This window comes from Streptomyces sp. NPDC017991 (genome assembly GCF_044328075.1).
Taxonomy (GTDB): Bacteria; Actinomycetota; Actinomycetes; order Streptomycetales; family Streptomycetaceae; genus Streptomyces.
Window position 1 is genome coordinate 246,850 of the sequence record NZ_JBIRGP010000010.1, and the last position, 22,714, is coordinate 269,563.

Genomic DNA, 22,714 nt, shown 5'->3' on the forward strand with positions numbered 1-22,714 from the left:
CGCCCTCTACCCGTGCACGGTCACCCATGTCCGCACGGCGCCGACCCGGTACGCGATGCGCCACCGCACCTACCTGTGGTGCATCGACCCCGACCGGCCGCCCGAACTGCCCTGGTATCTCAGGCCGTTGGCCAGGTTCGACGCCCGCGACCACTTCGGCGGCGGCGCGCCGACGATCCGCGCGGGCCTGGACCGCTTCCTCGCCCCACGAGGCGTCCATCTCGACGGCGGGCCGGTGGTGATGCTTGCCCACGCCCGCGTACTGGGCCATGTCTTCAACCCGCTCAGCCTCTACTGGTGCCACGGCCCCCAGGGCGAACTGCGCTGTGTCGTCGCCGAGGTCCACAACACCTACGGGCAGCGGCACAGCTATCTGCTGACCCCGGACGACGCCGGAGTGGCACGCACCGACAAGGAGTTCTACGTCTCGCCGTTCTTCCCCGTCGACGGCGCCTACCGCATGCGCCTGCCCGCGCCGGACGACCGCCTCGACCTGAGCGTGCGGCTGGAGCGCGACGGCGGCCGGCCGTTCACCGCGACCGTCCGCGGCACCCGCCGCCCCGCCACCCGGGGTGCGCTGGTGCGCGAGGCCCTGCGCCACCCGTGGTCCACCGCGGCCGTCTCGGCCGCCGTCCGCATCCACGGCGTACGCCTTTTCCTGCGGGGACTGCCCGTCCAGCCCCGCCCCCGTCACCGATCCCAGGAGAGTGCCGAATGAGGACAGCGGAGCCCGGTTCCATCGCCGGACGGCGCATGGACGTGGACCCCGAGCTCTGGCCGGACGTGGTCGACCGGCCGGGCGCCTCGCGCGCCCGGACCGCTCTCACCCGGGCCCTGGTGCGCCGAGCGCTCGAACGCCTGCCGCTGCGCGTGCGGTTCCCCGACGGGACACAGCTCGGCGCGGGCGGACCGCTCGTCGAGATCCACGACCCGGAGGCGTTCCACCGCCGTATCGGCACCCGGGGACTGATCGGCTTCGGCGAGTCCTACATGGCGGGGGAGTGGGACGCGCCCGACCTGGTCGCCGCCCTCACCGTGCTCGCGGGCAGCCTGGCGGAGCTGATCCCGGCGCCGCTCCAGCGGCTGCGCGGACTGTGGGCCCCCAGGCAGCCGGGCGCCCAGCGCAACACACCCGGCGGCGCCCGCGACAACATCAGCCGCCACTACGACCTGTCCAACGCATTGTTCGCGCTCTTCCTGGACGACACCCTCAGCTACTCGGCGGCCCTCTTCCGGGGCTTCCCCGCCACCTGGCCGCTCCTGGCCACCGCCCAGCACCGCAAGATCGACCGGCTCCTCGACCTCGCCGAGGTCGGCGAGGGCACCCGGCTCCTTGAGATCGGCACCGGCTGGGGCGAGCTGGCCCTGCGCGCCGCCGCCCGCGGCGCCCACGTCACCTCCCTCACCCTCTCCCGCGAACAGCGCGACCTGGCCCGCGAGCGCGTCCGCGAGGCCGGCCACGCCGACCGGGTCTCCGTCGAGCTGTGCGACTACCGCGAGGCCACCGGGACGTACGACGCGGTGGTGAGCGTCGAGATGATCGAGGCGGTCGGCGTGGAGTTCTGGCCCGTCTACTTCCGTACGCTCGACGCCCGCCTGGCCCCCGGCGGACGCGCCGCACTGCAGGCCATCACCATGCCGCACGAGCGGATGCTGGCCGCCCGCCACACCTTCACCTGGATCCAGAAGTACATCTTCCCCGGCGGCCAGCTGCCCTCCGTCGAGGCGGTGGAGCAGACCGTCCGCGACCACACGCGGCTGGCCGTCACCCGGCGCGACGCCCACGGCGCGCACTACGCGGAGACCCTCCGTCTGTGGCGCGAACGGTTCACCGCCTGCGCGGACGACGTCGACGCGCTCGGCTTCGACGAGACCTTCCGCCGGATGTGGACCTTCTACCTGTCCTACTCGGAAGCCGGGTTCCGCTCCGGCTACCTCGACGTCCAGCACTACCTGTTCACGAAGGAGAACCCGTCCCGATGAGTACCGCCCGCCCCGCCCGCCCCGGAGCCGCCCACCGGCTCGCCGCGCTGGCCGAGGACGCGCTCGGCGGCCGTCTCCCGGTCCGGCTGCGCACCTGGGACGGCAGCGAGACCGGTCCCGCCGGCGCCCCCGTGGTCGTCGTACGTTCACGGCGCGCCCTGCGCAGGCTGCTGTGGCAGCCCGGCGAACTGGGCCTGGCCCAGGCCTACGTCACCGGCGAACTCGATGTCGAGGGCGACCTCGCCCAGGGGCTGCGGGCCCTGTGGAGAGCCGCACGCGAACGAGGTGTGGACGCTCCCCGGTTCACCCCGGCCGACCGCGTCAGGGCGGCCGGGACGGCCGTGCGGCTGGGAGCCGTCGGCCCGCGCCCCGCAACCCCCGCCTCCCAGGCACGACTGCGGGGCGGACTGCACAACAAGGCCCGCGACCGCGCCGCCATCAGCCACCACTACGACCTGTCCAACGACTTCTACCGGCTGCTCCTCGACGAGACCATGGCGTACTCGTGCGGCTACTGGAACGGCGACGACGCCGGGTTCACCGACGCCGACGAGTTCACCGACGCCGACGCCCAGCGGGCCAAGCTGGAACTGATCTGCCGCAAACTCGACCTCGTCCCGGGCGCCCGGCTGCTCGACATCGGCTGCGGCTGGGGTTCCCTCACCCTGTACGCCGCCGAACAGCACAAGGCGCGGGTCACCGCCGTCACCCTGGCCCGCGAACAGGCCGCGTACATCCGGGAGCAGGTCCGTGAGCGCGGTCTGGAGCACCAGGTCGACGTGGTGTGCCAGGACTACCGCGACATCACGGGCGGCGCCTACGACGCGGTCGCCACGGTCGAGATGGGCGAGCACGTGGGAGACGCCGAGTACCCGGCGTTCGCCGCCGCCCTGCACCGCATGGTGCGACCGCGGGGCCGTGTCCTGGTCCAGCAGATGTCGCGGGGCGGCAACGCCCCGGGCGGCGGCGAGTTCATCGAGGCGTACATCGCGCCCGACATGCACATGAGGCCCATGGGACAGACGGTCGGCCTGCTGGAGGCCGCCGGCCTCGAAGTACGGTCCGTGGAGTCGATGCGCGAGCACTACGTGCGCACCATCGAGGGCTGGCACCGCACCCTTGAGGAGCACTGGGACGCGTTCGTCCGCCTCGTGGGCGAGGAGACCGCCCGGGTGTGGCGGCTGTACCTGGTCGGCGGCGCCCTCGCGTTCGAGGAGGGACGCATGGGCGTCGACCAGATCCTCAGCATCCGTCCCGCGCCGGGCGGGGACAGCGGAATGCCGCTCTCGCAACGCTCCTGGTACACCGCTCTGGACGCACGATGAACGGGTTCCCCTGGGCGGCCTTCGCCCAGAACCTCGCCTTCGCGGCCGGCGCCGCGCTGACCGTCATGCTCGTCACCTTCGCTGTCGCCGTCCGCAAAAACCTGCACCGCGTGGTGGACGTGGCCTGGGGGATCGGCTTCACTGCCGTCGCCCTCGTGTCGTTCCTCGCGTCCGCCGGTGAAGGGGACGAGGGGCGGCGCCTGCTGGTCACCGTACTGACCGCGGTGTGGGGGCTGCGCCTCGCCGCGCACATCGCCTGGCGCGGCCGGGGCCACGGCGAGGACCCGCGCTACGACGCGATGCTCGCCAAGGCCCCCGGCAACCGCAACCTCTTTGCGCTGCGCATGGTCTACCTGCTGCAGGGGGCCCTGGTCTGGCTGGTGTCGCTGCCGGTGCAGGCAGCGCAGTACGGGTCCGGCCCGCTGAGCGGATTCGTGTGGGCCGGGGTCGCGCTGTGGGCGGTCGGGATGTTCTTCGAGTCGGTCGGGGACTTCCAGCTCGCCCGCTTCAGGGCGGACCCCGCGAACCGGGGAAAGATCATGGACCGGGGCCTGTGGAACTGGACCCGGCACCCCAACTACTTCGGCGACTTCTGCGTGTGGTGGGGTCTGTTCCTCCTGGCATGCGACTCGGGCGTGGCCGCCGCGGTGACCGTGGTGTCCCCCCTCGTGATGAGCTTCCTGCTCGTCAACGGCAGTGGGAAGCCCATGCTGGAGCGGCACATGTCCGAGCGTCCGGGATTCGCCGAGTACCGGGCGAGGACCAGCGGGTTCTTCCCGCGACCGCCGAAGCGGCGCGGCTGACGTCCTCCTGAGGGTTCACCCGCGACTGACTGTGCCGTTCCCTCCCCCGCCGGGGAGGGAACGGCACAGTCGGTTCGGGTCAGGCGGGGAACGTCATGAGAGCGATGGGATCAGCGGTCGGTTCGGCCGAGCCGCCGGCCGGTTCGACGGTGATGCCCATGCCGGACGCCTGGTCCACGGACCCTTCCAGGAGGACCGCCTCGGCCGTCCGGCGGGAGTCCATCAGCCCGGCGGACCGCATGGTGCCCCCGTCGTTGAACCACAGCTGATAGACCTTGCCGCTCGGCGGGGTCGCCAGGCCCGAGGCGATGAAGACGGCCTCGTCACGGCTCCTGGAGACCACGACCGTGCCGCGGGCCCCGTCCGCCAGTTCGGCGCTGCTCGTCCTGGCGTCCGAGGCGGCCAGTACCGACGCGATCGCGTCCGTGCGCCGCTCCGACTGCCGTGCCTGCTCACTCGCGTCCTGCGCCCGGTCGTACTGCCACACGGTGGTGCCGCCGAACGCGGCCACCCCGGCCACACAGGCGGCGAGCGCCCACCGGGACAGCCGGCGGGCCCGGACGCCGCCGCCCGGGGGCCGCGTCAGGGGCACGACGCGCGGGCTGTCCTGGCGGACCGTCGTGATCCGCCGCATGACCCGGCTCTTGAGAGCGGAGGGAGGGGAGGCGGAGACCGCGAGAGCGAGCCGGGCCGCGGTCTCGCTCAGTTCGAGAGCCTCCCGCGCGCAGGCCTCGCAGTCCGCGGCATGCCGTTCGAACGCGCCCCGCTCCTCGTCGGAGAGCGCGTGCAGCGCGTACGCGCCCGTCAGCGTGTGCAGATCGACCGTGCTCACGCGGTCACCCCCAGGCAGTCACGCAGGCGGATGAGGCCGTCGCGCAGCCGGGTCTTGACCGTGCCGAGCGGCAGCGCCAGCGACTCGGCCACCTCGCGGTAGGTCATGCCGCGGTAGTACGCCAGCGTCACCGACTGACGCTGGAGTTCCGTCAGGGTGCGCAGACAGCGTCTGACCTGTTCGCGTTCCAGCCGGGCTTCCACCTGTTCCGTCACCTCGTCGTACTCGGGGGCGTGGTCGAGCAGGGCCGCCCTGTGCTCACGTGCGGCGGAGGCCTCGACCGAGCGGACCCGGTCGACGGCCCGCTGATGGGCGAGGGTGAGCACCCAGTTGATCACCGAACCGCGTTCGCTCCGGTAGCGGGCGGCGGACCGCCACACCTCGACCAGTACTTCCTGGGCCACCTCCTCCGACTGGGCCTGATCGCGCAGCACGCCGCGCACGACGCCGATGACGGGACCCGCCACGACGTCATAGAGCCCGGCGAAGGCCTGCTGGTCACCGAGGGCGATCCTGCCCATCAGTTCCTGCGGATCCGGTTCGGCCGAGGGGTTCTTGCCGATGTGCACGGCTTCTTTCACGAGGGGGTCCTCCGGGAGGCGAGCTTCGTACGGCTGGAATCCGTTGCCGGGGCGCCGGCGGATTGGTCAGGGGCGGATCTCTCCGTCCGCCCGCCCGTCCGCCGGGACGCGTCGGCCGAAACCCGGGTCCGGGGCGCCGTCGGTGATCTGGGACGGCGCCCCGGACCGCTGGGCCGCATCGGCGGGCCGAACGCCGACGCGGCCTCCTCCTCCCGGGACAGCCGACTGTCCCGGGAGGAGGGTCCGTAGGAGGGGCGTCACGGCTGTCCGTGGCCCGAGGTCCCGGGCCGTGCCTCCCCTTGTCCTCCGGTTCTTCCGGGCCTACGAGGCATCCGGATGCACCGGAGCGACATCGGTACGTTCCGAAACGAAAGAGGCATGCATCGAAAGGAAGGCGACGTGAAGTGAAGCGAAGTTGGTCCGGTTTGTGCTGCCGGGAAAAAGATTGCATCGTTTTTGCGTCGAACTGGGTCACGACAGGCGTGTACCCGTTCGGCCGCGGTCATGTCAGCCGCTCGCTTCGCGGCGCAGCCCGTGCCTCAGCTGGTGCAGCCCGCGGCGGGCATGGCTCTTGACGGTCCCCAGTGGCAGGCCGGTGCGCCGGGCGATCTGGGTCTGGGTGAGGTCCTCGTAGAAGGCGAGGCGCAGGATCCGTTGCTGCGGGGTGGGCAGCTTGGCCATCTCGCGTCCCACCAACACCCGGTCGAGCACGGCCTCGGGCCGCTCCGCCACGGGATCGGCGAGCACCAGGACGGCCCCCGCCGAGGCGACCAGCTCGGCGCGGCGCGTCCGGGCCGCGAGGGCGTCGGCGATCTTGCGCTTGGTGATGCCGACGATCCAGCCGGCGAGCGCGCCGCGCTCGGGCCGGTAGCCGTGTCGGCCGCGCCACATGCCCAGGAACACCTGCTGGGTGACGTCCTCGGCCTCCTTCTCGTCGCCCAGCGCCCGCCGGGCGAGCGTGTGCACCAGGGGCGACCACCTGTCATGGGCGGCGGCGAGACAGGCCTCGTCGCCGCGCACCAGGCCCCGGGCCACCTCTTCTTCGGTGAGCGGTTCCTCCAGCAGCGCCCGCCGGGGCACGGAGATCCGCGCGGGCATCGGTTGTCCGGTCATGGCTCACGGCTCCTCGCCTCGGACGTCGGCCTCCAGGCCGCGCGGGGCGGCCCGGTGCGGTCATCCTCGGAGCGATGGGGCGAAGGCTTCAAACCGCGTCGATTCTGCGTCGTATAGTCGCTCCATGGATGAGCCGAGGGGGGAACCGGGTCCCACGGAGCCCGATACGAAGGAGACCGCGGCGGTCGGTACGGGGATGACGACCGGGGGCCTCGCGCGGCGCCTCGGGGTGTCGCCGACCACGCTGCGCTCGTGGGACCGCCGGTACGGAGTGGGTCCCGCGGTCCGCGCCGACGGACGGCACCGCCGCTGGACGTCCCAGGACGTGGCGGTGCTGGAGACGATGTGCCGGCTCACCTCGGCCGGAGTGCCGCCCGCGGAGGCGGCCCGCGCGGCCAGGGAGGCAGCCGCCGGAACAGTGACCGCCGAGGGCCGGGCCGCGCCGGACGGAGCCCGCTCAGCCACTTCCGACGGATCGCCGGACGACCGCACCCCCGCGGTGGAGGACCTGCCGCCCTCGGCCGACGCCCGGCCCTCCGGCGGCGGCCGGCGCTCCCAGGCGGCCACGCTGCCCCTCGGCGATGTGCGCCAGGAGTGCCGGGGCCTGGCCAGGGCGGCCGTGCGTCTCGACGCCCCGGCCGTGGACGGGCAGCTGACCTCGGCCGTGCAGCGGTACGGCCTCGCCGTCGCCTGGGAGGAGGTGATGGTGCCGACCCTGCACGCCGTCGGACGCAAATGGGCGTCGTCCGGCGACCGCTACGTCGAGGTCGAACACATGCTGTCCTGGCACATCTCCACCGTGCTCCGCCGTGTCACGCCCGTCTCGCGGTCGGCCGTGCCGGACGGCGCGCCGGGGCCCGTGGTCCTGGCCTGCGTACCCGGCGAGCAGCACACCCTGCCCCTGGAGGCGCTCAACGCCGGGCTCACCGAACACGGCATGCCCACCAGGATGTTCGGCGCGGCGGTGCCGGCGGAAGCACTCACCGCGGCGGTACGCCGCCTCGGACCGGCGGCCGTGGTCCTGTGGGCCCAGGCCCGTTCCACGGCGAGCCTCCCGCTGGCCCGGCACGTCGCCGCCACGCAGTGGGGTGTGCGAGGTGCGCGCAGGCATCCGATGGTCGTGCTCGGCGGCCCCGGCTGGGCGGGCCGATCGGCCCAGGGCATGCTGCGCCCGCCGAGCCTGAACGAGGCCCTGTCCGTCCTCACGGCCCGCTACGAGAGCGCGGCACCGGGACCCGTGGGCTGACGCAACGTGCGGGACGGCGGGCCTGTCGGCGGGCTGCCCGGTCGCCGTCTCAAGCGCGCCCGCGGGCGTGCTTGAAGCGCGCCAGCGCGTCGGGGAGGTCGACGATGGGCTCGGGATAGTCGTAGGCGGCCCGTTCGGGCCCCTTGAGTTTCCACGGTTCGTGCACGGCGGCCCCGGCGAGCCCTTCGAGTTCGGGCACCCAGCGCCGTACGTACGCGCCCTCGGGGTCGTACCGCTTCCCCTGGATGACGGGGTTGAGGACCCGGTTGGGGCGGCTGTCGGTGCCCGTTCCCGCCACCCACTGCCAGTTGAGCTGGTTGTTGGCGATGTCGCCGTCCACGAGAAGGCCGAGGAAGTGCTCGGCGCCCACCCGCCAGTCGACGTACAGCGTCTTGGCGAGGAAGCTCGCGGTCAGCAGGCGTCCCCGGTTGTGCATCCAGCCCTCGTGCCGCAGCTGCCGCATCGCCGCGTCGACGACGGGATAGCCGGTCCGCCCCTCCTTCCAGTCCTCGATCTCCCGCCCGGCCGAGTCCGGTGACCGCCACAGGTCGTTGCGGGGGCGGAGGTCCTTCCTGGACGCCGCGGGCCGCGCCGCCAGCACCTGGTGGTGGAAGTCCCGCCACGCGACCTGCCGTACGAAGGCGTCGGCGCCCGGACCGCCCGCCCTACGGGCCCGGTGCACGACCTCCACGGCGGACAGCGTGCCGAAGTGGAGATGCGGGGAGAGGCGCGAGGTGGCGTCCCCGGCGAGATCGTCGTGGCCGTCCACGTACGAGTGGATCCCGTTCCGCAGCCACGCCGTGAGCACCTTCCGGCCCTCCCGTTCGCCGCCCTTGGCGAGCCCCGCCGACAGGCCGGACAGTTCCCCGCGCGTCGGCAGCCGCTCCGAACCGACGTCCTGCGGTACGCGCACGCCGCGCGGCGCGCCGAGCACCTGACGCTGCTGATGCCGTTCCCAGCGCCGGAAGTACGGGGTGAACACGGCGAAGTGATCGGACGAGGCCGGCGTGACGGCGCCCGGTGCCAGCGCGGTGACCACCTCGTCGTGCACGTGCAGCCGGCGCCCGTCGCTCTCCAGGGCGGCGCGCAGCCGTTCCTCGCGCCGGTGCGCGTGGGCGGAGACCCCGGCCGCCATGTGCACCTCGTCGGCGTCCGTCTCCGTGACCACCTTGCACACCTCGTCGACGAGGTCGCCCGAGCGAAACACCAGCCGCCCGCCGCGCTCACGCAGACCCGCGTCCAGGTCCCGCAGACAGTCGGCGAGGAACGCCAGCCGGTTGGGGGCGGCGAAACCGGCCCGGTCGACGGCCCGGTCGCGGACGAAGAGGGGCACCACCGTGCGCGAGCCGTCGAGCGCCGCGCGCAGCGGCGGATGGTCGTGCAGCCGCAGGTCGGAGGTGAACAGGACGACCGAGACGTTCATGACGGGACTCCGGAACTCCGGGACGGGAAGGGGGAGGGGTGGGCCGGGCCGTGGCGCTCGCGGCCGTCAAGTACTTCCGGACCGGGACGCCCGGCGGATGCGGCGGTCGGGGGAAGGCCCGGGGCAGTGGTACGCGTCAACCGGCGGGCGCGCGCGACGGCGCGGCGGCCGGGGGGCCCGTCTTCTCGGCGGTCCGCGCGATGTTGCGGGCCATGCCGCCGAAGACGACGGCGTGGAACGGCGACACGCTCCACCAGTAGGCGTGGCCGAGCAGCCCGTGCGGATGGAAGAGGGCGCGCTGGCGGTAGCGGACCCGGCCGTCGTCGTCCGTCTCCGCGTACATCTCCAGCCAGGCCAGCCCGGGCAGCCGCATCTCGGCGCGCAGCCGCAGCAGCCGGCCCGGTTCGATCTCCTCGACGCGCCAGAAGTCGAGCGAGTCCCCGACCCGCAACCGTGCCGCGTCGCGGCGCCCCCGGCGCAGGCCCACACCGCCGACCAGCCGGTCGAGGAGGCCGCGGGCCGCCCAGGCCAAGGGGAAGGAGTACCAGCCGTTGTCGCCGCCGATACCCTCGATCACCCGCCACAGGGCCTCGGGCGAGGCGTCGACGACGCGTTCGCGCCGGTCCGTGTAGAGGCTGCCGCCCGCCCAGTCGGGGTCCGTGGGCAGGGGGTCACTGGGGGCGCCGGGCACGGAGGCGGACGACCAGCGGGTGGTGACCCGGGCGTCCTGGATGCGCCGCAGGGCCAGGCGCACCGACTCGTCGAAGGGGATCGGCCTGCCCGGCGGGTCGGGCACGTACCGGGCGATGTCGTGCTCGTGGCAGACCACCTCGTGGCGCAGCGACTCGGTCAGCGGACGCGCGATGGACCGCGGTACCGGGGTGACCAGGCCGACCCAGTGACTGGAGAGCCGCGGCGTCAGGACGGGCACGGGCACGATGAGCCGCCGGGGCAGCCCCGCCACGGCCGCGTACCGCACCATCATCTGCCGGTACGTGAGGATCTCCGGGCCGCCGATGTCGAAGGTCCTGCTGACGTCGTCCGGCATGCGCGCGCTGCCCACCAGCGTGCGCAGGACGTCCCGTACCGCGATCGGCTGGATCCGGGTGTGGACCCAGTTGGGCGTGACCATCACCGGCAGCCGCTCGGTGAGATAGCGCAGCATCTCGAAGGAGGCCGAACCCGAACCGATGATGACGGCCGCCCGCAGCACGGTCGTCGGGACACCGGAGTCCAGCAGGACGCGGCCGACCTCTGCCCGGGACCGCAGATGCGGCGAGAGTTCCCGGTCCGGCACCCCGGCGGGGGTGAGCCCGCCGAGATAGACGATCCGGCGTACGCCCGCCGCGCGGGCCTGCTCCCCGAAGATCCGCGCCGCCCTGCGGTCGGTGTCCTCGAAGCCCTTGCCCGTGCCCAGCGCGTGCACCAGGTAGTACGCGACATCGATGTCCCGCATCGCGGCGGCGACCGACTCGGCGTCCGTGACGTCACCGCGCACCACCTCGACCTCACCGGCCCACGGATGGTCCCGGAGCGCGCCGGGGGAGCGGGCCACACAGCGCACCCGGTGCCCCTCGGCGAGGAGCTCCGGGACCAGACGGCCCCCGATGTACCCCGTCGCACCCGTCACCAGGCAGCGCAGCCCGGCTCCGGCGTCGTCACCGCTCATGGTGTTCCGGCCCTTCTCCTCGGCACTTTTCGACTCCGTGCAGCTCTGTTCGGTGTCCTCCTCGTGATCCCTTCCCCGTGTCGGCCCGCCACGGATGCGCCGTGTGGGCCACTCGGGTCACATGTGCGGCGCGATCGGGGGCAGACGGGATTCTGCGGAGACGTCGGTTCACACGGAAGGTCGGCCGTCATGGGTGCGAAGGTGCTGGAGCAGTTCCCCGCGGGAGCCCCGCGTGGGTCGTGGCCCGCGGAGGAGTACGCGGCGCGTTGCCGCGCCGAGGGCGAGCCCGCGGCCGTGGTGATGGATCTGGAGTCGGACGCGTTCCTCGTGGTGGTCCCGGGGCGCGACGGGGACTGACAGCCCGGCGCTGTCCCTGCGGCGGTCAGGTGGCCCGGGTCATCGTTCCCCCGAGTGCCGCCGCCCGCCGCACGAACACCTCGTGCAGGTCGTGCGCGGCCCGCGGCACCGAGTCCGCCCGGCGCCGCTGGAGCATCAGCAGCACCCGTGTGGAGTCGCCGGCCAGCGGGCGGCAGGTGATCGCTTCCTGCCGGGTCAGTGGATCGTCGATCACACTGAAGTCGGGCAGCACCGTGGCACCCAGCCCTTCCGCGACCATCAGCTTGCCCATCTCCGCGCCGTCGGTGGAATAGGAGAAGGACGGCTCACGGTCGCCGAGGAGCCGGTGCACGAACCGGTTCATCACATAGCCGGACCGCATGGCGATGAGCGGCTGCGCGAGCAGGTCCGGCACGGTCACCACGGACAGCGACGCCAGCGGACTGTCGGGCCGGACGCACACCACCGGCCGCCCCCACAGCAGTTCCGTGTACTCGAAGTCGGCGGCCACGTCGTCGCCCTCCAGGTGGTTCACCAGACCCAGGTCGAAGCCGCCCTCCAGGAGGGTCCGGTGGATGTCCGACTGCTGGGCGCCCACCACCTCCACCTGCGTCTCCGGATGCGAGGCCCGGAACTCCCGTACGGCCGGGAACAGCAGCGGGACCGTCGCCGCGTTCACCGTGCCGACGCGGACCATGCGGCTGATGCGGTGCTGCTCGCCCGCCGCACCCCGCAGCCGGTCCACCGCCTCCAGCACATTGATGATGTGGGGCAGCAGCTCCCGCCCCTCCGCGCTCATCTTCGCCCCGGAGCGTTTGCGCTCCAGGAGGTCGACCCCGAGTTCCCGCTCAAGATTGCGGACGGTCTCGCTCAACGCGGGCTGCGAGAGGTGGAGTTCCTCGGCGGCCCGGCGCAGTGAGCCGAGCCGGGTGACCGCCGTGATGTATTCCAGCTGCTCTATTCGCACCCGGCCAGAATGCGGGGCCCGTACCGCCCTGTTCAAGGGTTGCCCTGTCACGCCTTCGTGAAATTCGCCGGTCCGGGATACGAGACCGATCGGGTATTCCTTGACGGTCCGGACCTGCGGCTGCCACGATCGAGAACATGATGATGCGACTGGACCTCACGCGGCGACGCCATGTCGACCTCGCGCGTGTCTCCAGTGCCGCCTGTTGCCCCGTGGCCTGATCCACCGGATCCGCGGCCCGATTCGCCGGGCCCGCCGCGCCCCACCGTGTTCCTTCCACGGTCCCGACCGCGGCCGACCGCTGCCGATCGCCGTGCGACGTATTCCGCCGCCCGAATTCGACGATTCATCGAACGCCGCCGACGCCGCTGAATCGACCCCCTGAATTCGGCCTGCCCGAATTCCCGCAACAGGAGTTCCTCATGCCTGCAGAGAACCTTTCCGCAGACCCCGTCCGCTTCGCCTACTGGGTGCCCAATGTCAGTGGCGGCCTGGTCACCAGCACGATCGAACAGCGCACCGACTGGGGCTACGACTACAACCGCGAACTCGCCGTGCTCGCCGAGAACAACGGCTTCGACTACGCCCTCAGCCAGGTCCGCTACATGGCCAGCTACGGCGCCGAGTTCCAGCACGAGTCGACCAGCTTCAGCCTCGCCCTGCTGCTCGCCACCCAGCGCCTGAAGGTCATCGCCGCGGTCCACCCCGGTCTGTGGCACCCGGGCGTCCTCGCCAAACTCGGCGCCACCGCCGACCACCTGTCGAACGGCCGCTTCGCCGTCAACGTCGTGTCCGGCTGGTTCAAGGGCGAGTTCACCGCCCTCGGCGAGCCCTGGCTGGAGCACGACGAACTCCCCCACTTCTCGGCTCCGCTCGAACCGGGAGGGGCCCCCATCCGCCGCTCCGAGGAATTCATCCGGGCCCTGCGCCAGATCTGGACCGAGGACCACACCGAACTCGCCGGTGACTTCTACCGGTTGCGTGACTTCTCCCTCAAGCCCAAGCCCCTCAACACACCCGAGCGCCCGCACCCGGAGATCTTCCAGGGCGGCAACTCCAGCGCCGCGCGCGCCATGGCGGGCCGGGTCTCCGACTGGTACTTCTCCAACGGCAAGGACTTCGACGGAGTCGTCGAACAGCTCGCGGACGTACGGGCATCGGCGGCCCAGGCCGGCCGCGCCGCACCCAAGTTCGGTCTCAACGGCTTCCTGATCGCCCGCGACACCGAGGCCGAGGCCCGCGAGACCCTCCGCGAGATCGTCGCGCACGCCGACCGCGAGGCCGTCGAGGGCTTCGGTGCCGCGGTGAAGCAGGCCGGACAGTCCGCCGGCGACGGCAAGGGCATGTGGCAGGACTCCTCCTTCGAGGACCTGATCCAGTACAACGACGGCTTCCGTACGGGGCTCATCGGCACCCCGGAGCAGATCGCCGAGCGGATCGTCGCCTACAAGCGCCTCGGCGTCGACCTCCTGCTCCTGGGCTTCCTGCACTACCACGAGGAGGTCGAGTACTTCGGCCGCCGCGTACTGCCCCTCGTGCGCGAACTGGAGGCCCGACTCCCGGACACCCGAGCCGAGTCCGGGCCCGTCGCGCCCGTCCACGCCTGAGCCGGTCCGCTTCCGCACCCCACTGCGAGCCCCATGCGAGAGAGGTTCACCATGAGCACCGCCACGCCCGCCGACTGGCAGACCCGCCCCGCCCCAAAGACCGCCCAGGACTGGATCGACCGCGCCACCGAGGTGGCCGCCGTCCTGGCCACCGACGCCGCCGCCCGCGACCGGGCCGGCGCCACCCCGTACGCCGAGGTCCGGCTGCTGAAGGACGCCGGACTCGTTACCCTGCTCGGCCCCGCCGCACACGGTGGCGGCGGCCAGGACTGGCCCACCGCCTACCGGGTCGTCCGCGAGATCGCCAAGGCCGACGGCTCCATCGGCCAGCTCCTCGGCTACCACTACCTGTGGAACTGGGCCGCCCGGTTGGTCGGCACCCGCGAGCAGTGGGAGCACGTCGAGGCCGAGGCCGCCCGCAACCAGTGGTTCTTCGGCGGAGCCGTCAACCCGCGTGACAAGGACGTCGTCGTGACCGAGGACGGCGACGACCTCGTCTACACCGGCAGCAAGGTCTCCGACGTCACCGTCCTGGAAGGTGTCCTCGAAGGCACCGACCAGCACGTCTTCGCCATCGTGCCGTCCGACAGCGCGGGCCTGACCTTCCACGACGACTGGGACAACATCGGTCAGCGGCTCACCGAGAGCGGCAGCGTCACCCTCGACGGCGTCCGCACCCCCTGGGCCTCCGCCGCCGGATACGTCGACAAGGAGTTCCGGCCGCGGATCTACAACACGCTCAACGTCCCCACCATCCAACTGGTCTTCGTCAACTTCTACCTCGGTGTCGCCGGCGGAGCCCTGGAGACCGCGGCGGCGTACACGCGGACCAAGGCGCGCTCCTGGCTGCACGGCGGCCACGAGCGTGCCGTCGACGAGCCGTACGTCATCGATCTCTACGGCGACCTGACCGCCAAGCTCCGGGCGGTCGAGGCCCTGGCCGACACCGTCGCCGCCGAGGGCCGGAAACTGCACGACGACCCGGACGCGGTGACCGAGAAGACCCGGGGCGACTTCGAGGTGCGGGTGGCCGCCGTGAAGGCGCGTGCCACCGATGCCGCCCTGGAGATCAGCAACCGCATCTTCGAGGTGACCGGCGCCCGCTCCACCACCAGCGACGAAGGCCTCGACCGCTTCTGGCGCAACGTCCGCACCCACACCCTCCACGACCCGGTCGCCTACAAGCGCCGCGAGGTCGGCCGCTGGGTCCTCGAAGGAGAGCTGCCCGAACCCACCTGGTACTCCTGACCGCCCACCTCGGGGCGCCTCCCGCACGGAGGCGCCCCCGTCCCGAAAGAGGACCCATGGCCACCGTCCTGTCCGTCTCCGGCAGCCCCTCCGCCTCCTCCCGCACCAACCGCCTGCTGCGCCACCTCGACAACCGGCTGGCGGCACAGGGCCACGAGGTGATCCCGCTCGACGTCCGTACGATCCCCGCCGAGGCGCTGCTCGGCGCCGACTTCCGGCATCCGGCGATCGTCGAGGCCACCGCCCTCGTCGCGCGGGCGGACGGCGTCGTCATCGGCACACCCGTCTACAAGGCCGCCTACTCCGGGGTGCTCAAGGCACTGCTCGACCTGCTCCCGCAGTACGCCCTCACCGGCAAGACCGTGCTGCCCCTGGCCACGGGTGGGACGACGGCCCATGTGCTGGCCATCGACTACGCGCTGCGCCCGGTCCTCAGCTCCATGGGTGCCCGACACATAGTCCAGGGCTGGTTCACCCTCGACAAGGACATCGTGGTCGGTGAGGACGGCGGCCTCACCGTGGCGCCCGCGGCCACCGAGGCGCTGACCCAGGTGCTCGACCAGTTCTCCGAGGCGCTGGGCCGCCGGCCGGTCCTGGCCGCGGCGAGCTGACCATGTCAGCAGACACGGTCACGGGGACCGCTTCCGAACGGGGCGCCGCCAAGGTGATCGCCGACGACACCGAGGCCCTGGCCGTGGCCGCCGCCCTGGCCGACGAGTTCCGGGCCGGGGTAGCCGGCCGGGATGCCGAACGCAGGCTCCCCCGCGAGGAGTTGGACCGGCTCTCCGACTCCGGCCTGCTCGCCGTCACCGTGCCCGCCGAGCACGGAGGCGCCGACGTGACCCAGGAGACGCTCGCCGAGATGTTCCGGCTCCTCGCGTCCGCCGACGCCAGCCTCGCCCAGATCCCGCAGAGCCACTTCGTCTACGTCAACGTGATCCGCCGGCAGGGGACAGCACAACAGCGCGCGTTCTTCTTCGGCGAGGTGCTGGCCGGGCGCCGCTTCGGCAACGCCCAGTCGGAGGCCGGCACCAAACACGTCCAGGACATCCGCACCCGCCTGGCACGGCAGCCGGACGGCTCGTACGTCCTCACCGGCGTCAAGCACTACTCCACGGGCGCCCTGTTCGCCGACTGGATCCCCGTCCTCGCCCGCACCGAGGACGACAACCTGCACGTCGCGTACGTACCCGGGGACGCCGAGGGCCTGACGGTCGTCGACGACTGGGACGGCATGGGGCAGCGCACCACCGCCAGCGGTACGGTCCGCCTCGACGCCGTGCCCGTGCCCGCCGACCGGGTCCTCCCGCACCACCTCACCTTCCAGGAACCGCAACTCCACGGCGCCGTCGCCCAGTTGCTGCACGCCGCCATCGACGCCGGGATCGCGGCGGGCGCGCTCTCGGAGGCCGTGGACTTCGTCCGCACCAAGAGCCGGCCGTGGTTCGAGAGCGGTGTGGAGAGCGCGGCCGAGGACCCGCTGCTCATCCAGCGCTTCGGGGAACTGGCCGTCGGGGTGCGGGCCACCGAGGCGCTGCTCGGCGCGGCGGCCCGTGAGGTCGACACGGCCCGCGACGGCCTCACCGAGGAGTCGGCCGCCGAGGCGTCCATCGCGGTGGCCGCGGCCAAGGCGCACGCGGCGGCGACCGCCGTCGAGATGTCGAGCGCGCTCTTCGAGGTGTCCGGCACCCGGTCCGCCCTCAACTCCCTGAACCTGCACCGGCACTGGCGCGACGCACGCACCCACACCCTGCACGACCCGGCCCGCTGGAAGATCCAGCACATCGGCCGGTACGTGCTGAACGGCACCCTCCCGCCGCGCCACGGACTCCTCTGAGCCGAAACCGTGGAGCCGCCCGCCCACGCAGGTGCCCGCACACCCCCTCACACCGCCCGCGCCCCGATCGGAGAACGCACCCGTGTCCCTCACCTTCCACTGGTTCCTGCCCACCAACGGCGACAGCCGCCATGTCGTCGGGGGCGGCCACGGCACCCCGGCCACGGTGTCCGGCCGGGACCGGCCGCCGACGGTCGCGTATCTGAGCCAGATCGCCCGCGCGGCCGAGGACCTCGGCTTCGTCGGCGCGCTCACGCCCACCGGCGCGTGGTGCGAGGACGCCTGGCTGACCACCGCGATGGTCAGCCAGAACACCGAGCGGCTGAAGTTCCTGGTGGCCTTCCGGCCCGGGTTCGTCTCGCCGACGCTCGCCGCGCAGATGGCGTCCACCTTCCAGCGCCAGTCCGGCGGACGCCTCCTCCTCAACGTCGTCACCGGCGGCGAGAGCCACGAGCAGCGGGCGTACGGCGACTTCCTCGACAAGGACGCCCGCTACCGCCGGACCGGCGAGTTCCTGGAGATCGTCCGGGGCCTGTGGCAGGGCAGGACCGTCGATCTGGACGGCGAGTTCCTCAAGGTCGAGGACGCCAAGCTGGCGCGCGTGCCCGACCCGGTCCCCGAGGTGTACTTCGGCGGCTCCTCGCCCATCGCCGGTGAGGTCGCCGCCAAGCACGTGGACGTCTACCTCACCTGGGGCGAACCGCCCGCGCAGGTCGCCGAGAAGATCGCACGGGTGCGCGCGCTGGCCGAGAAGGAGGGCCGCACCGTCCGGTTCGGCATCCGGCTGCACGTCATCACCCGGGACAGCTCCGAGCAGGCCTGGGCGGAGGCGGAGCGGCTGCTCGCCGGGTTCGACCCGGAGACCGTGAGGTCCGTACAGGCCGGGCTGGCCCGCAGCGAGTCCGAGGGCCAGCAGCGCATGCTCGCCCTCCACGGCGGTGGCAGCCGGGACGGCCTGGAGATCCACCCCAACCTCTGGGCGGGCATCGGCCTCGTACGCGGCGGCGCGGGCACCGCCCTGGTCGGCAGCCACGACGAGGTCGCCGAACGCGTCACCGAGTACCACCGCCTCGGCATCGACGAGTTCGTGCTCTCCGGCTACCCGCACCTGGAGGAGGCGTACTGGTTCGGCGAGGGCGTCCTGCCCCGGCTCGCCGCGCGGGGCCTGTGGCAGCACCCCTTCGCCGCCCGGCCGGCCCCTTCGGCGCAGGTGCCGTTCGCGAGCTGAGCCGCTCCCCGCGCGCCTGCCCGGCCCGGCCCCCGTACCCGCAGGAAATTCGCTGTACGCGACGGTCCTCCGGGTGATGACCTTGTGCGAGCCGCCCGGCTCGCACAAGGCAGCGGGGCGGCGGGGGAGAAGGGGGGACGGCCGTGGCCGCCGAGAACATCCTGCTGTCCGGCATCGTCGGCTCGACCGCGTACGGACTGGCCCGGGAGGGCTCCGACGTGGACCGGCTCGGCATGTTCGCCGCCCCCACCGAGGACTTCCACGGCCTGCACGGGCCGAGGGAGACCCACGTCACGACCAAGCCCGACAACACCCTCCACGAAGCGGCCAAGTGGTGCCGGCTCGCCCTGGGCGGCAACCCGACCGTGACCGAACTGGTGTGGCTGCCCGACGAGTTGTACGAGGTCCGCACACCGCTCGGCGACGAACTGATCGGCATCCGCACGACCCTGCTCTCCGCGAAACGGGTCCGTGACGCCTATCTCGGCTACGCCACCCAGCAGTTCAAGCGGCTCTACGACCGCCGGGCCGACTCCTCCTCCGCGGTGACCCGCGGGCGCACCGCCAAGCACGCCCGGCATCTACGGCGCCTGTGCCACCAGGGCTTCGAGCTGTACGCCACCGGTGCCCTGACCATCCGCGTGGAGGACCCGGACGACTACCACCGCTTCGGCGAGCAGGTGGCGGCCGACGCGATGGTCGCGCTGCCCCTGCTCCAGCGGTACGAGGCGGCCTTCGACGACACCCGCAGCGCCCTCCCGGACCAGGCCGACGAGGCCCCCGCCGAGGCCTGGCTGCGCCGGGTCCGGGCCCACCACTACGCGCGGTCCGGGCCGTGACCTGCCCCGCTCACACGCTCAACGCCTCCCGCACCGACCGCTCGGCCTCCTGACCACCCTCGCCCGACGACGTGACCCGCCCGGCCTCCAGGACGTAGTACCGCTGGGCCGCCCGCATCGCGAAACCGACGTGCTGCTCGACGAGGAGCACGGAGAGTCCGCCGCGCGCGGCCAGGGCGAGGACCGTCTCCTCGATCTCCGCCACGACCGAGGGCTGGATGCCCTCGGTCGGCTCGTCGAGCAGCAGGATCCGAGGGTCCGTCACCAGGGCCCGGGCGATGGCGAGTTGCTGACGCTGGCCGCCCGAGAGCAGACCCGCCCGCCGCGTCGACAGGGCGCGCAGCACCGGGAACAGGTCCAGCGCCTCCGAGACCGCCGCCTTCCCCCGTCTGCGGCCGTCGGCCACGAGCTGAAGGTTCTCCGCCGTCGTGAGGTGAGGGAAGACCTGCTGCCCCTGCGGCACGTACGCCATACCGCGCGCCACCCGCTCGTGCGGTGCGCGGCGCGTGATGTCCTCGCCGTCGAGCCTGATCGCGCCGCTCACCGGAGTGAGCAGGCCGACGGCCGCCCGCAGCAGGGTGCTCTTGCCCGCGCCGTTGTGTCCGAGCACCGCCGCGACACCGTCGTCCGGCACGTCGACGCCGACTCCGTGCAGGACGAGACTGCGGTGGTAGCCGACCCGGATGTCGTCGATCTCCAGTTTCATGCGCCTCGCACCTCCTGTACGGCGGCGCCGGTCATGCCGGCCGCGGTCCCGCCGGACGGCTCCGGCTCGTCCGGCAGCAACAGTTCGGCGGAGCCGAGGGCCGCGGGTCCGACGGCCGCGTGCCCGAGGTACACCTCCTGCACCGTGGGATCGGCCTGGACCTGCGCAACCGTCCCCTCGCTGAGCACCTTGCCCGCGTGCAGCACGCTGACGCTGCGCGCGAAGGACCGCATGAAGTCCATGTCGTGCTCGATGACGACCACGGTCCGCTCCTCGCTGATGTGCTCCAACAGCTCGCCGGTTGCCTGCCGTTCGTCGTGGCTCATCCCGGCGACCGGCTCGTCGAGCAGCAGCAGCCGTACGTCCTGGACGAGCAGCATGCCGATCTCCAGCCACTGCTTCTGGCCGTGGGCGAGCGTGCCGGCGAGGCTGTCGGCCAGGTCCGCGAGCCCGACCGTCTCCAGCGCGCGGGCGACGGGCTCCGGCACGCCCTTGCGGCGCCGCAGCATCGTCAGCATGCCGCGCCCGGCGCCGGCCGCGATGTCCAGGTTCTGCAGGACCGTCAGTTCCTCGAAGACGGTGGCGGTCTGGAACGTCCGGCCGATGCCCGACCGGGCGATCCGGTGCACGCTCCGGCCGAGCAGTTCCTCGCCCCCGAAGAGGACCGAGCCCCGCGCCTTCACGAGTCCGGTGACGGCGTCGACGAGCGTGGTCTTGCCCGCGCCGTTCGGCCCGATCAGAAAGCGGAGGTCGCCGGGTCGGACGTCCAGGTCCACCCCGTCGACCGCCGTGAACCCGTCGAAGGACACCCGCAGTCCGCGTATCTCAAGCCCGGACAGCTCACTCATGCCGCTCCTCCCAGCGGGAGGGCGGACGATTTCTCCCTGCCGACATCCCCGTCCGCTTCTCCGTCGGTGTCCCGGCCGGCGCCCCCGCTCGGGTGCGGGGCCCTGCGCCGCCGCACGATCCCGGCCAGTGAGACGAGGCCGCCCGGCAGGAACGCCAGGGCCACGACGAACAGGAGCCCCTGGAAGTAGGTCCAGGCCGCCGGGAACTCCTCCGACAGGGCCGTCCTCGCCCAGGCCACCCCGATCGCGCCCAGCACCGCCCCGGCGAGGCTCGCCCGGCCGCCGACCGCGGCGCCGATGACGAACTCGATCGAGGGCACGATGCCGATCATCGCGGGGGAGATGATGCCGACCGCGGGCACGAAGAGCGCACCCGCGAGCCCGGCGGTGCCGGCCGCCACGACGTACGCGACGAGCTTCACGTTCGCCGGGTCGTACCCGAGGAAGCGCACCCGCTCCTCCGAGTCCCGTACGGCGACCAGGAGTTCGCCGTACCGGCTGTGGATCAGCTGCCGGACCAGGGCGATCAGGAGCAGCAGGACGGCGGCGATGACGAAGTACACCATCCGCTGATTGACCGGGTCGTCGAGGTCGTAGCCGAAGAAGCCCTGGATGTCGGTGAGCCCGTTGGTGCCGCCGGTCGTCGCCTGCTGGCCGATCAGCCAGATCGCGAAGGCCGCGGCGAGCGCCTGGCTGAGGATCGCGAAGTACGCTCCCTTGACCCGGCGGCGGAAGATGAACGAACCGAGGATCGCGGCGACGGCCATGGGCAGCAGCACGACGGCCGCGAGTGCGAACAGCGGGTTCCCGAACGGCTGCCACCACCAGGGAAGTCCGGTCGCGGTGCCGTACAGCTGCATGAAGTCGGGGAGGTTGCCGGGACCCGCGTCCGCGATCTTCAGATGCATCGCCATGGCGTAGCCGCCGAGCCCGAAGAACACGCCCTGGCCGAGCGTGAGCAGACCGCCGCGGCCCCAGGCCAGGCAGATGCCGACGGCGACCATCGCGGTGCACAGGTACTTGGCGAGCAGCCCGAGCCGGAAGTCGGAGAGCGCCAGCGGCGCGAGGGCGAAGAGCGCGACGGCCGCGACGGCGAATCCGGCCCACGCGCGGGCCGAGCGGCCGGTGGACGCCGACGGCCCCTTGCCCGCCGGGGCGCCTTTGAACAGGGTCATACGAGACTCCTCGTACGCAGTGTGTACAGCCCCTGGGGCCGCCACTGGAGGAAGGCGACGATGGCCACGAGGACGAGTACCTTCGCCACGCTGACGGTGGTGGAGTACTCCAGGACGGACTGCATGACTCCCAGGGCGAACGCGACGATCACCGTGCCCTTGAGCTGCCCGATGCCGCCGACCACGATCACCAGGAACGCGTCGATGATGATGTTGGTGCCCATCGTCGGCCCGATCGGGCCGACCAGTGTCAGCGCGACGCCCGCGACGCCGGCGAGTCCGGAGCCGAGGAAGAACGCGGTCCGGTCCACCCGTGAGGTGGAGATGCCGGACACCTCGGCCAGGTCCCTGTTCTGCACGACCCCGCGGATCCGGCGGCCGAGCGAGGTCAGCCGCAGGGTCAGCGACAGGGCGACGACGGCCGCGACCGCGAGGCCGAGGATGAACAGGCGGCTGTTCGCGAACGTCAGCGGGTCGTCGCCGCCGAGGACGGTGATGTTCCCGGTGAGCCGGTCGGGGGCGCGGGTCTGCACGTTGGGCGCGCCGAAGATGTCCCGGGCGAGCTGCTGGAGCATCAGCGACACACCCCAGGTGACGAGCAGGGTGTCGAGGGGGCGCAGATAGAGGCGGCGGATGAGCACCCACTCCAGCAGCGCGCCGAGCGCCCCCGCCACCAGGAAGGCGACGGGCAGCGCCACGAGCAGGGACAGACCCGCGCCGGAGATGGACTTCTGCAGGACGTAGGTGGTGTAGGCGCCGGCCATGATGAACTCGCCGTGGGCCATGTTGATGACGTTCATCTGGCCGAAGGTGAGCGACAGACCGAGCGCGATGAGCAGCAGGACGGCACCAATGCTGATGCCGGTGAAGGTCTGACCGAGGATCACGGTCATACGGCGGCTCCGAGGAGGCAGGACGCGGGGGCCTCGCACGAGGGCCCCCACGCGC

The 22,714-nt window shown here is 72.4% G+C and carries 23 protein-coding genes; 13 read left to right on the plus strand and 10 right to left on the minus strand.

The window, feature by feature from the left end; all coding sequences use genetic code 11:
* Window positions 1-55 precede the first annotated feature (55 nt).
* Genes ACH4DZ_RS28545 through ACH4DZ_RS28560 form a run of 4 tightly spaced genes read left to right on the plus strand, consistent with a single transcriptional unit; the run spans window position 56 to window position 4,111 of the window.
* Window positions 56-718: a DUF1365 domain-containing protein gene (locus ACH4DZ_RS28545; RefSeq protein ID WP_398290369.1), complete on the plus strand. Its 663-nt coding sequence runs from the start codon at window positions 56-58 to the stop codon at window positions 716-718.
* Window positions 715-1,983 carry a class I SAM-dependent methyltransferase gene (locus ACH4DZ_RS28550; RefSeq protein ID WP_398290227.1) on the plus strand — a complete coding sequence of 423 codons (1,269 nt, stop codon included), beginning with the start codon at window positions 715-717 and terminating at the stop codon, window positions 1,981-1,983. Before ACH4DZ_RS28545 ends, ACH4DZ_RS28550 begins: the two co-directional genes overlap by 4 nt.
* Window positions 1,980-3,308, plus strand: a complete 1,329-nt coding sequence (locus tag ACH4DZ_RS28555) for a class I SAM-dependent methyltransferase (RefSeq protein WP_398290228.1) — start codon at window positions 1,980-1,982, stop codon at window positions 3,306-3,308. The genes ACH4DZ_RS28550 and ACH4DZ_RS28555 overlap by 4 nt, the downstream gene beginning before the upstream one ends.
* Entirely contained in the window at window positions 3,305-4,111 is an 807-nt protein-coding gene (locus tag ACH4DZ_RS28560; RefSeq protein WP_398290229.1) for a DUF1295 domain-containing protein, read from the plus strand. Before ACH4DZ_RS28555 ends, ACH4DZ_RS28560 begins: the two co-directional genes overlap by 4 nt.
* 79 nt (window positions 4,112-4,190) lie before the next feature.
* Here ACH4DZ_RS28560 and ACH4DZ_RS28565 read toward each other — a convergent pair whose 3' ends face one another.
* The 3 genes from ACH4DZ_RS28565 to ACH4DZ_RS28575 all read right to left on the minus strand — a co-directional run bounded on the left by ACH4DZ_RS28565 (window position 4,191) and on the right by ACH4DZ_RS28575 (window position 6,637).
* On the minus strand, window positions 4,191-4,943 hold the full coding sequence (locus tag ACH4DZ_RS28565) for an anti-sigma factor domain-containing protein (RefSeq protein ID WP_398290230.1): 753 nt from the start codon (window positions 4,941-4,943) through the stop codon (window positions 4,191-4,193).
* On the minus strand, window positions 4,940-5,524 hold the full coding sequence (locus tag ACH4DZ_RS28570; RefSeq protein WP_398290231.1) for a sigma-70 family RNA polymerase sigma factor: 585 nt from the start codon (window positions 5,522-5,524) through the stop codon (window positions 4,940-4,942). Before ACH4DZ_RS28570 ends, ACH4DZ_RS28565 begins: the two co-directional genes overlap by 4 nt.
* A gap of 507 nt (window positions 5,525-6,031) precedes the next feature.
* On the minus strand, window positions 6,032-6,637 hold the full coding sequence (locus tag ACH4DZ_RS28575) for a sigma-70 family RNA polymerase sigma factor (RefSeq protein ID WP_398290232.1): 606 nt from the start codon (window positions 6,635-6,637) through the stop codon (window positions 6,032-6,034).
* A 124-nt stretch (window positions 6,638-6,761) separates the two neighbouring features.
* On the opposite strand from ACH4DZ_RS28575, the gene ACH4DZ_RS28580 reads away from it, so the two are divergent.
* Window positions 6,762-7,883 carry a MerR family transcriptional regulator gene (locus ACH4DZ_RS28580; protein ID WP_398290233.1) on the plus strand — a complete coding sequence of 374 codons (1,122 nt, stop codon included), beginning with the start codon at window positions 6,762-6,764 and terminating at the stop codon, window positions 7,881-7,883.
* Window positions 7,884-7,932: 49 nt separating this feature from the next.
* Here the strand turns inward: ACH4DZ_RS28580 and ACH4DZ_RS28585 are convergent, their stop codons facing one another.
* The gene (locus ACH4DZ_RS28585) at window positions 7,933-9,306 is read right to left on the minus strand and encodes a cryptochrome/photolyase family protein (protein WP_398290234.1); all 1,374 of its coding nucleotides are present in this window, start codon (window positions 9,304-9,306) and stop codon (window positions 7,933-7,935) included.
* 136 nt (window positions 9,307-9,442) lie between these two features.
* Complete coding sequence (locus tag ACH4DZ_RS28590) at window positions 9,443-10,975, minus strand: SDR family oxidoreductase (RefSeq protein WP_398290235.1); 1,533 nt, start codon at window positions 10,973-10,975, stop codon at window positions 9,443-9,445.
* 189 nt (window positions 10,976-11,164) lie between these two features.
* Here ACH4DZ_RS28590 and ACH4DZ_RS28595 point away from each other — a divergent pair, with 189 nt between their 5' ends.
* Window positions 11,165-11,332, plus strand: a complete 168-nt coding sequence (locus tag ACH4DZ_RS28595; RefSeq protein WP_398290236.1) for a hypothetical protein — start codon at window positions 11,165-11,167, stop codon at window positions 11,330-11,332.
* A 25-nt stretch (window positions 11,333-11,357) separates the two neighbouring features.
* On the opposite strand, the gene ACH4DZ_RS28600 is transcribed toward ACH4DZ_RS28595, so the two are convergent.
* Complete coding sequence (locus ACH4DZ_RS28600) at window positions 11,358-12,278, minus strand: LysR family transcriptional regulator (protein ID WP_398290237.1); 921 nt, start codon at window positions 12,276-12,278, stop codon at window positions 11,358-11,360.
* A gap of 143 nt (window positions 12,279-12,421) precedes the next feature.
* Between ACH4DZ_RS28600 and ACH4DZ_RS28605 the strand changes: the two genes are divergently transcribed.
* The 7 genes from ACH4DZ_RS28605 (at window position 12,422) to ACH4DZ_RS28635 (ending at window position 19,037) form a co-directional block, all read left to right on the plus strand.
* Window positions 12,422-12,499 carry a putative leader peptide gene (locus ACH4DZ_RS28605; protein WP_398290370.1) on the plus strand — a complete coding sequence of 26 codons (78 nt, stop codon included), beginning with the start codon at window positions 12,422-12,424 and terminating at the stop codon, window positions 12,497-12,499.
* A 201-nt stretch (window positions 12,500-12,700) separates the two neighbouring features.
* On the plus strand, window positions 12,701-13,885 hold the full coding sequence (gene sfnG, locus ACH4DZ_RS28610) for a dimethylsulfone monooxygenase SfnG (RefSeq protein ID WP_398290238.1): 1,185 nt from the start codon (window positions 12,701-12,703) through the stop codon (window positions 13,883-13,885).
* Between the two features lie 51 nt (window positions 13,886-13,936).
* Window positions 13,937-15,133 (plus strand): acyl-CoA dehydrogenase family protein, encoded by a 1,197-nt coding sequence (locus tag ACH4DZ_RS28615; RefSeq protein ID WP_398290239.1) that lies wholly within the window; start codon window positions 13,937-13,939, stop codon window positions 15,131-15,133.
* Window positions 15,134-15,189: 56 nt separating this feature from the next.
* Window positions 15,190-15,744: an NADPH-dependent FMN reductase gene (gene ssuE / locus ACH4DZ_RS28620; protein WP_398290240.1), complete on the plus strand. Its 555-nt coding sequence runs from the start codon at window positions 15,190-15,192 to the stop codon at window positions 15,742-15,744.
* A gap of 2 nt (window positions 15,745-15,746) precedes the next feature.
* Entirely contained in the window at window positions 15,747-16,970 is a 1,224-nt protein-coding gene (locus tag ACH4DZ_RS28625) for an SfnB family sulfur acquisition oxidoreductase (RefSeq protein ID WP_398290241.1), read from the plus strand.
* An 82-nt stretch (window positions 16,971-17,052) separates the two neighbouring features.
* Window positions 17,053-18,198 carry an LLM class flavin-dependent oxidoreductase gene (locus ACH4DZ_RS28630; protein WP_398290242.1) on the plus strand — a complete coding sequence of 382 codons (1,146 nt, stop codon included), beginning with the start codon at window positions 17,053-17,055 and terminating at the stop codon, window positions 18,196-18,198.
* A gap of 143 nt (window positions 18,199-18,341) precedes the next feature.
* On the plus strand, window positions 18,342-19,037 hold the full coding sequence (locus ACH4DZ_RS28635) for a DNA polymerase beta superfamily protein (RefSeq protein WP_398290243.1): 696 nt from the start codon (window positions 18,342-18,344) through the stop codon (window positions 19,035-19,037).
* A 10-nt stretch (window positions 19,038-19,047) separates the two neighbouring features.
* Here the strand turns inward: ACH4DZ_RS28635 and urtE are convergent, their stop codons facing one another.
* The 4 genes from urtE to urtB are packed head-to-tail and all read right to left on the minus strand — an operon-like array spanning window position 19,048 to window position 22,659.
* Complete coding sequence (urtE, locus tag ACH4DZ_RS28640; RefSeq protein ID WP_398290244.1) at window positions 19,048-19,743, minus strand: urea ABC transporter ATP-binding subunit UrtE; 696 nt, start codon at window positions 19,741-19,743, stop codon at window positions 19,048-19,050.
* Entirely contained in the window at window positions 19,740-20,591 is an 852-nt protein-coding gene (urtD, locus tag ACH4DZ_RS28645; protein ID WP_398290245.1) for an urea ABC transporter ATP-binding protein UrtD, read from the minus strand. The genes urtE and urtD overlap by 4 nt, the downstream gene beginning before the upstream one ends.
* Complete coding sequence (urtC, locus tag ACH4DZ_RS28650) at window positions 20,588-21,766, minus strand: urea ABC transporter permease subunit UrtC (RefSeq protein WP_398290246.1); 1,179 nt, start codon at window positions 21,764-21,766, stop codon at window positions 20,588-20,590. The genes urtD and urtC overlap by 4 nt, the downstream gene beginning before the upstream one ends.
* Window positions 21,763-22,659 carry an urea ABC transporter permease subunit UrtB gene (gene urtB, locus ACH4DZ_RS28655; protein ID WP_398290247.1) on the minus strand — a complete coding sequence of 299 codons (897 nt, stop codon included), beginning with the start codon at window positions 22,657-22,659 and terminating at the stop codon, window positions 21,763-21,765. Before urtB ends, urtC begins: the two co-directional genes overlap by 4 nt.
* Window positions 22,660-22,714: the final 55 nt, after the last annotated feature.

Bases quoted from the DNA above. Each gene is read 5' to 3' on its own strand.
- ACH4DZ_RS28545 (WP_398290369.1), top strand. From the start codon at position 56: ATGCGCCACCGCACCTACCTGTGGTGCATCGACCCCGACCGGCCGCCC.
- ACH4DZ_RS28550 (WP_398290227.1), top strand. From the start codon at position 715: ATGAGGACAGCGGAGCCCGGTTCCATCGCCGGACGGCGCATGGACGTG.
- ACH4DZ_RS28555 (WP_398290228.1), top strand. From the start codon at position 1,980: ATGAGTACCGCCCGCCCCGCCCGCCCCGGAGCCGCCCACCGGCTCGCC.
- ACH4DZ_RS28560 (WP_398290229.1), top strand. From the start codon at position 3,305: ATGAACGGGTTCCCCTGGGCGGCCTTCGCCCAGAACCTCGCCTTCGCG.
- ACH4DZ_RS28575 (WP_398290232.1), bottom strand. From the start codon at position 6,637: ATGACCGGACAACCGATGCCCGCGCGGATCTCCGTGCCCCGGCGGGCG.
- ACH4DZ_RS28580 (WP_398290233.1), top strand. From the start codon at position 6,762: ATGGATGAGCCGAGGGGGGAACCGGGTCCCACGGAGCCCGATACGAAG.
- ACH4DZ_RS28585 (WP_398290234.1), bottom strand. From the start codon at position 9,306: ATGAACGTCTCGGTCGTCCTGTTCACCTCCGACCTGCGGCTGCACGAC.
- ACH4DZ_RS28590 (WP_398290235.1), bottom strand. From the start codon at position 10,975: ATGAGCGGTGACGACGCCGGAGCCGGGCTGCGCTGCCTGGTGACGGGT.
- ACH4DZ_RS28595 (WP_398290236.1), top strand. From the start codon at position 11,165: ATGGGTGCGAAGGTGCTGGAGCAGTTCCCCGCGGGAGCCCCGCGTGGG.
- ACH4DZ_RS28605 (WP_398290370.1), top strand. From the start codon at position 12,422: ATGCGACTGGACCTCACGCGGCGACGCCATGTCGACCTCGCGCGTGTC.
- sfnG (WP_398290238.1), top strand. From the start codon at position 12,701: ATGCCTGCAGAGAACCTTTCCGCAGACCCCGTCCGCTTCGCCTACTGG.
- ACH4DZ_RS28615 (WP_398290239.1), top strand. From the start codon at position 13,937: ATGAGCACCGCCACGCCCGCCGACTGGCAGACCCGCCCCGCCCCAAAG.
- ssuE (WP_398290240.1), top strand. From the start codon at position 15,190: ATGGCCACCGTCCTGTCCGTCTCCGGCAGCCCCTCCGCCTCCTCCCGC.
- ACH4DZ_RS28625 (WP_398290241.1), top strand. From the start codon at position 15,747: ATGTCAGCAGACACGGTCACGGGGACCGCTTCCGAACGGGGCGCCGCC.
- urtE (WP_398290244.1), bottom strand. From the start codon at position 19,743: ATGAAACTGGAGATCGACGACATCCGGGTCGGCTACCACCGCAGTCTC.
- urtD (WP_398290245.1), bottom strand. From the start codon at position 20,591: ATGAGTGAGCTGTCCGGGCTTGAGATACGCGGACTGCGGGTGTCCTTC.
- urtC (WP_398290246.1), bottom strand. From the start codon at position 21,766: ATGACCCTGTTCAAAGGCGCCCCGGCGGGCAAGGGGCCGTCGGCGTCC.
- urtB (WP_398290247.1), bottom strand. From the start codon at position 22,659: ATGACCGTGATCCTCGGTCAGACCTTCACCGGCATCAGCATTGGTGCC.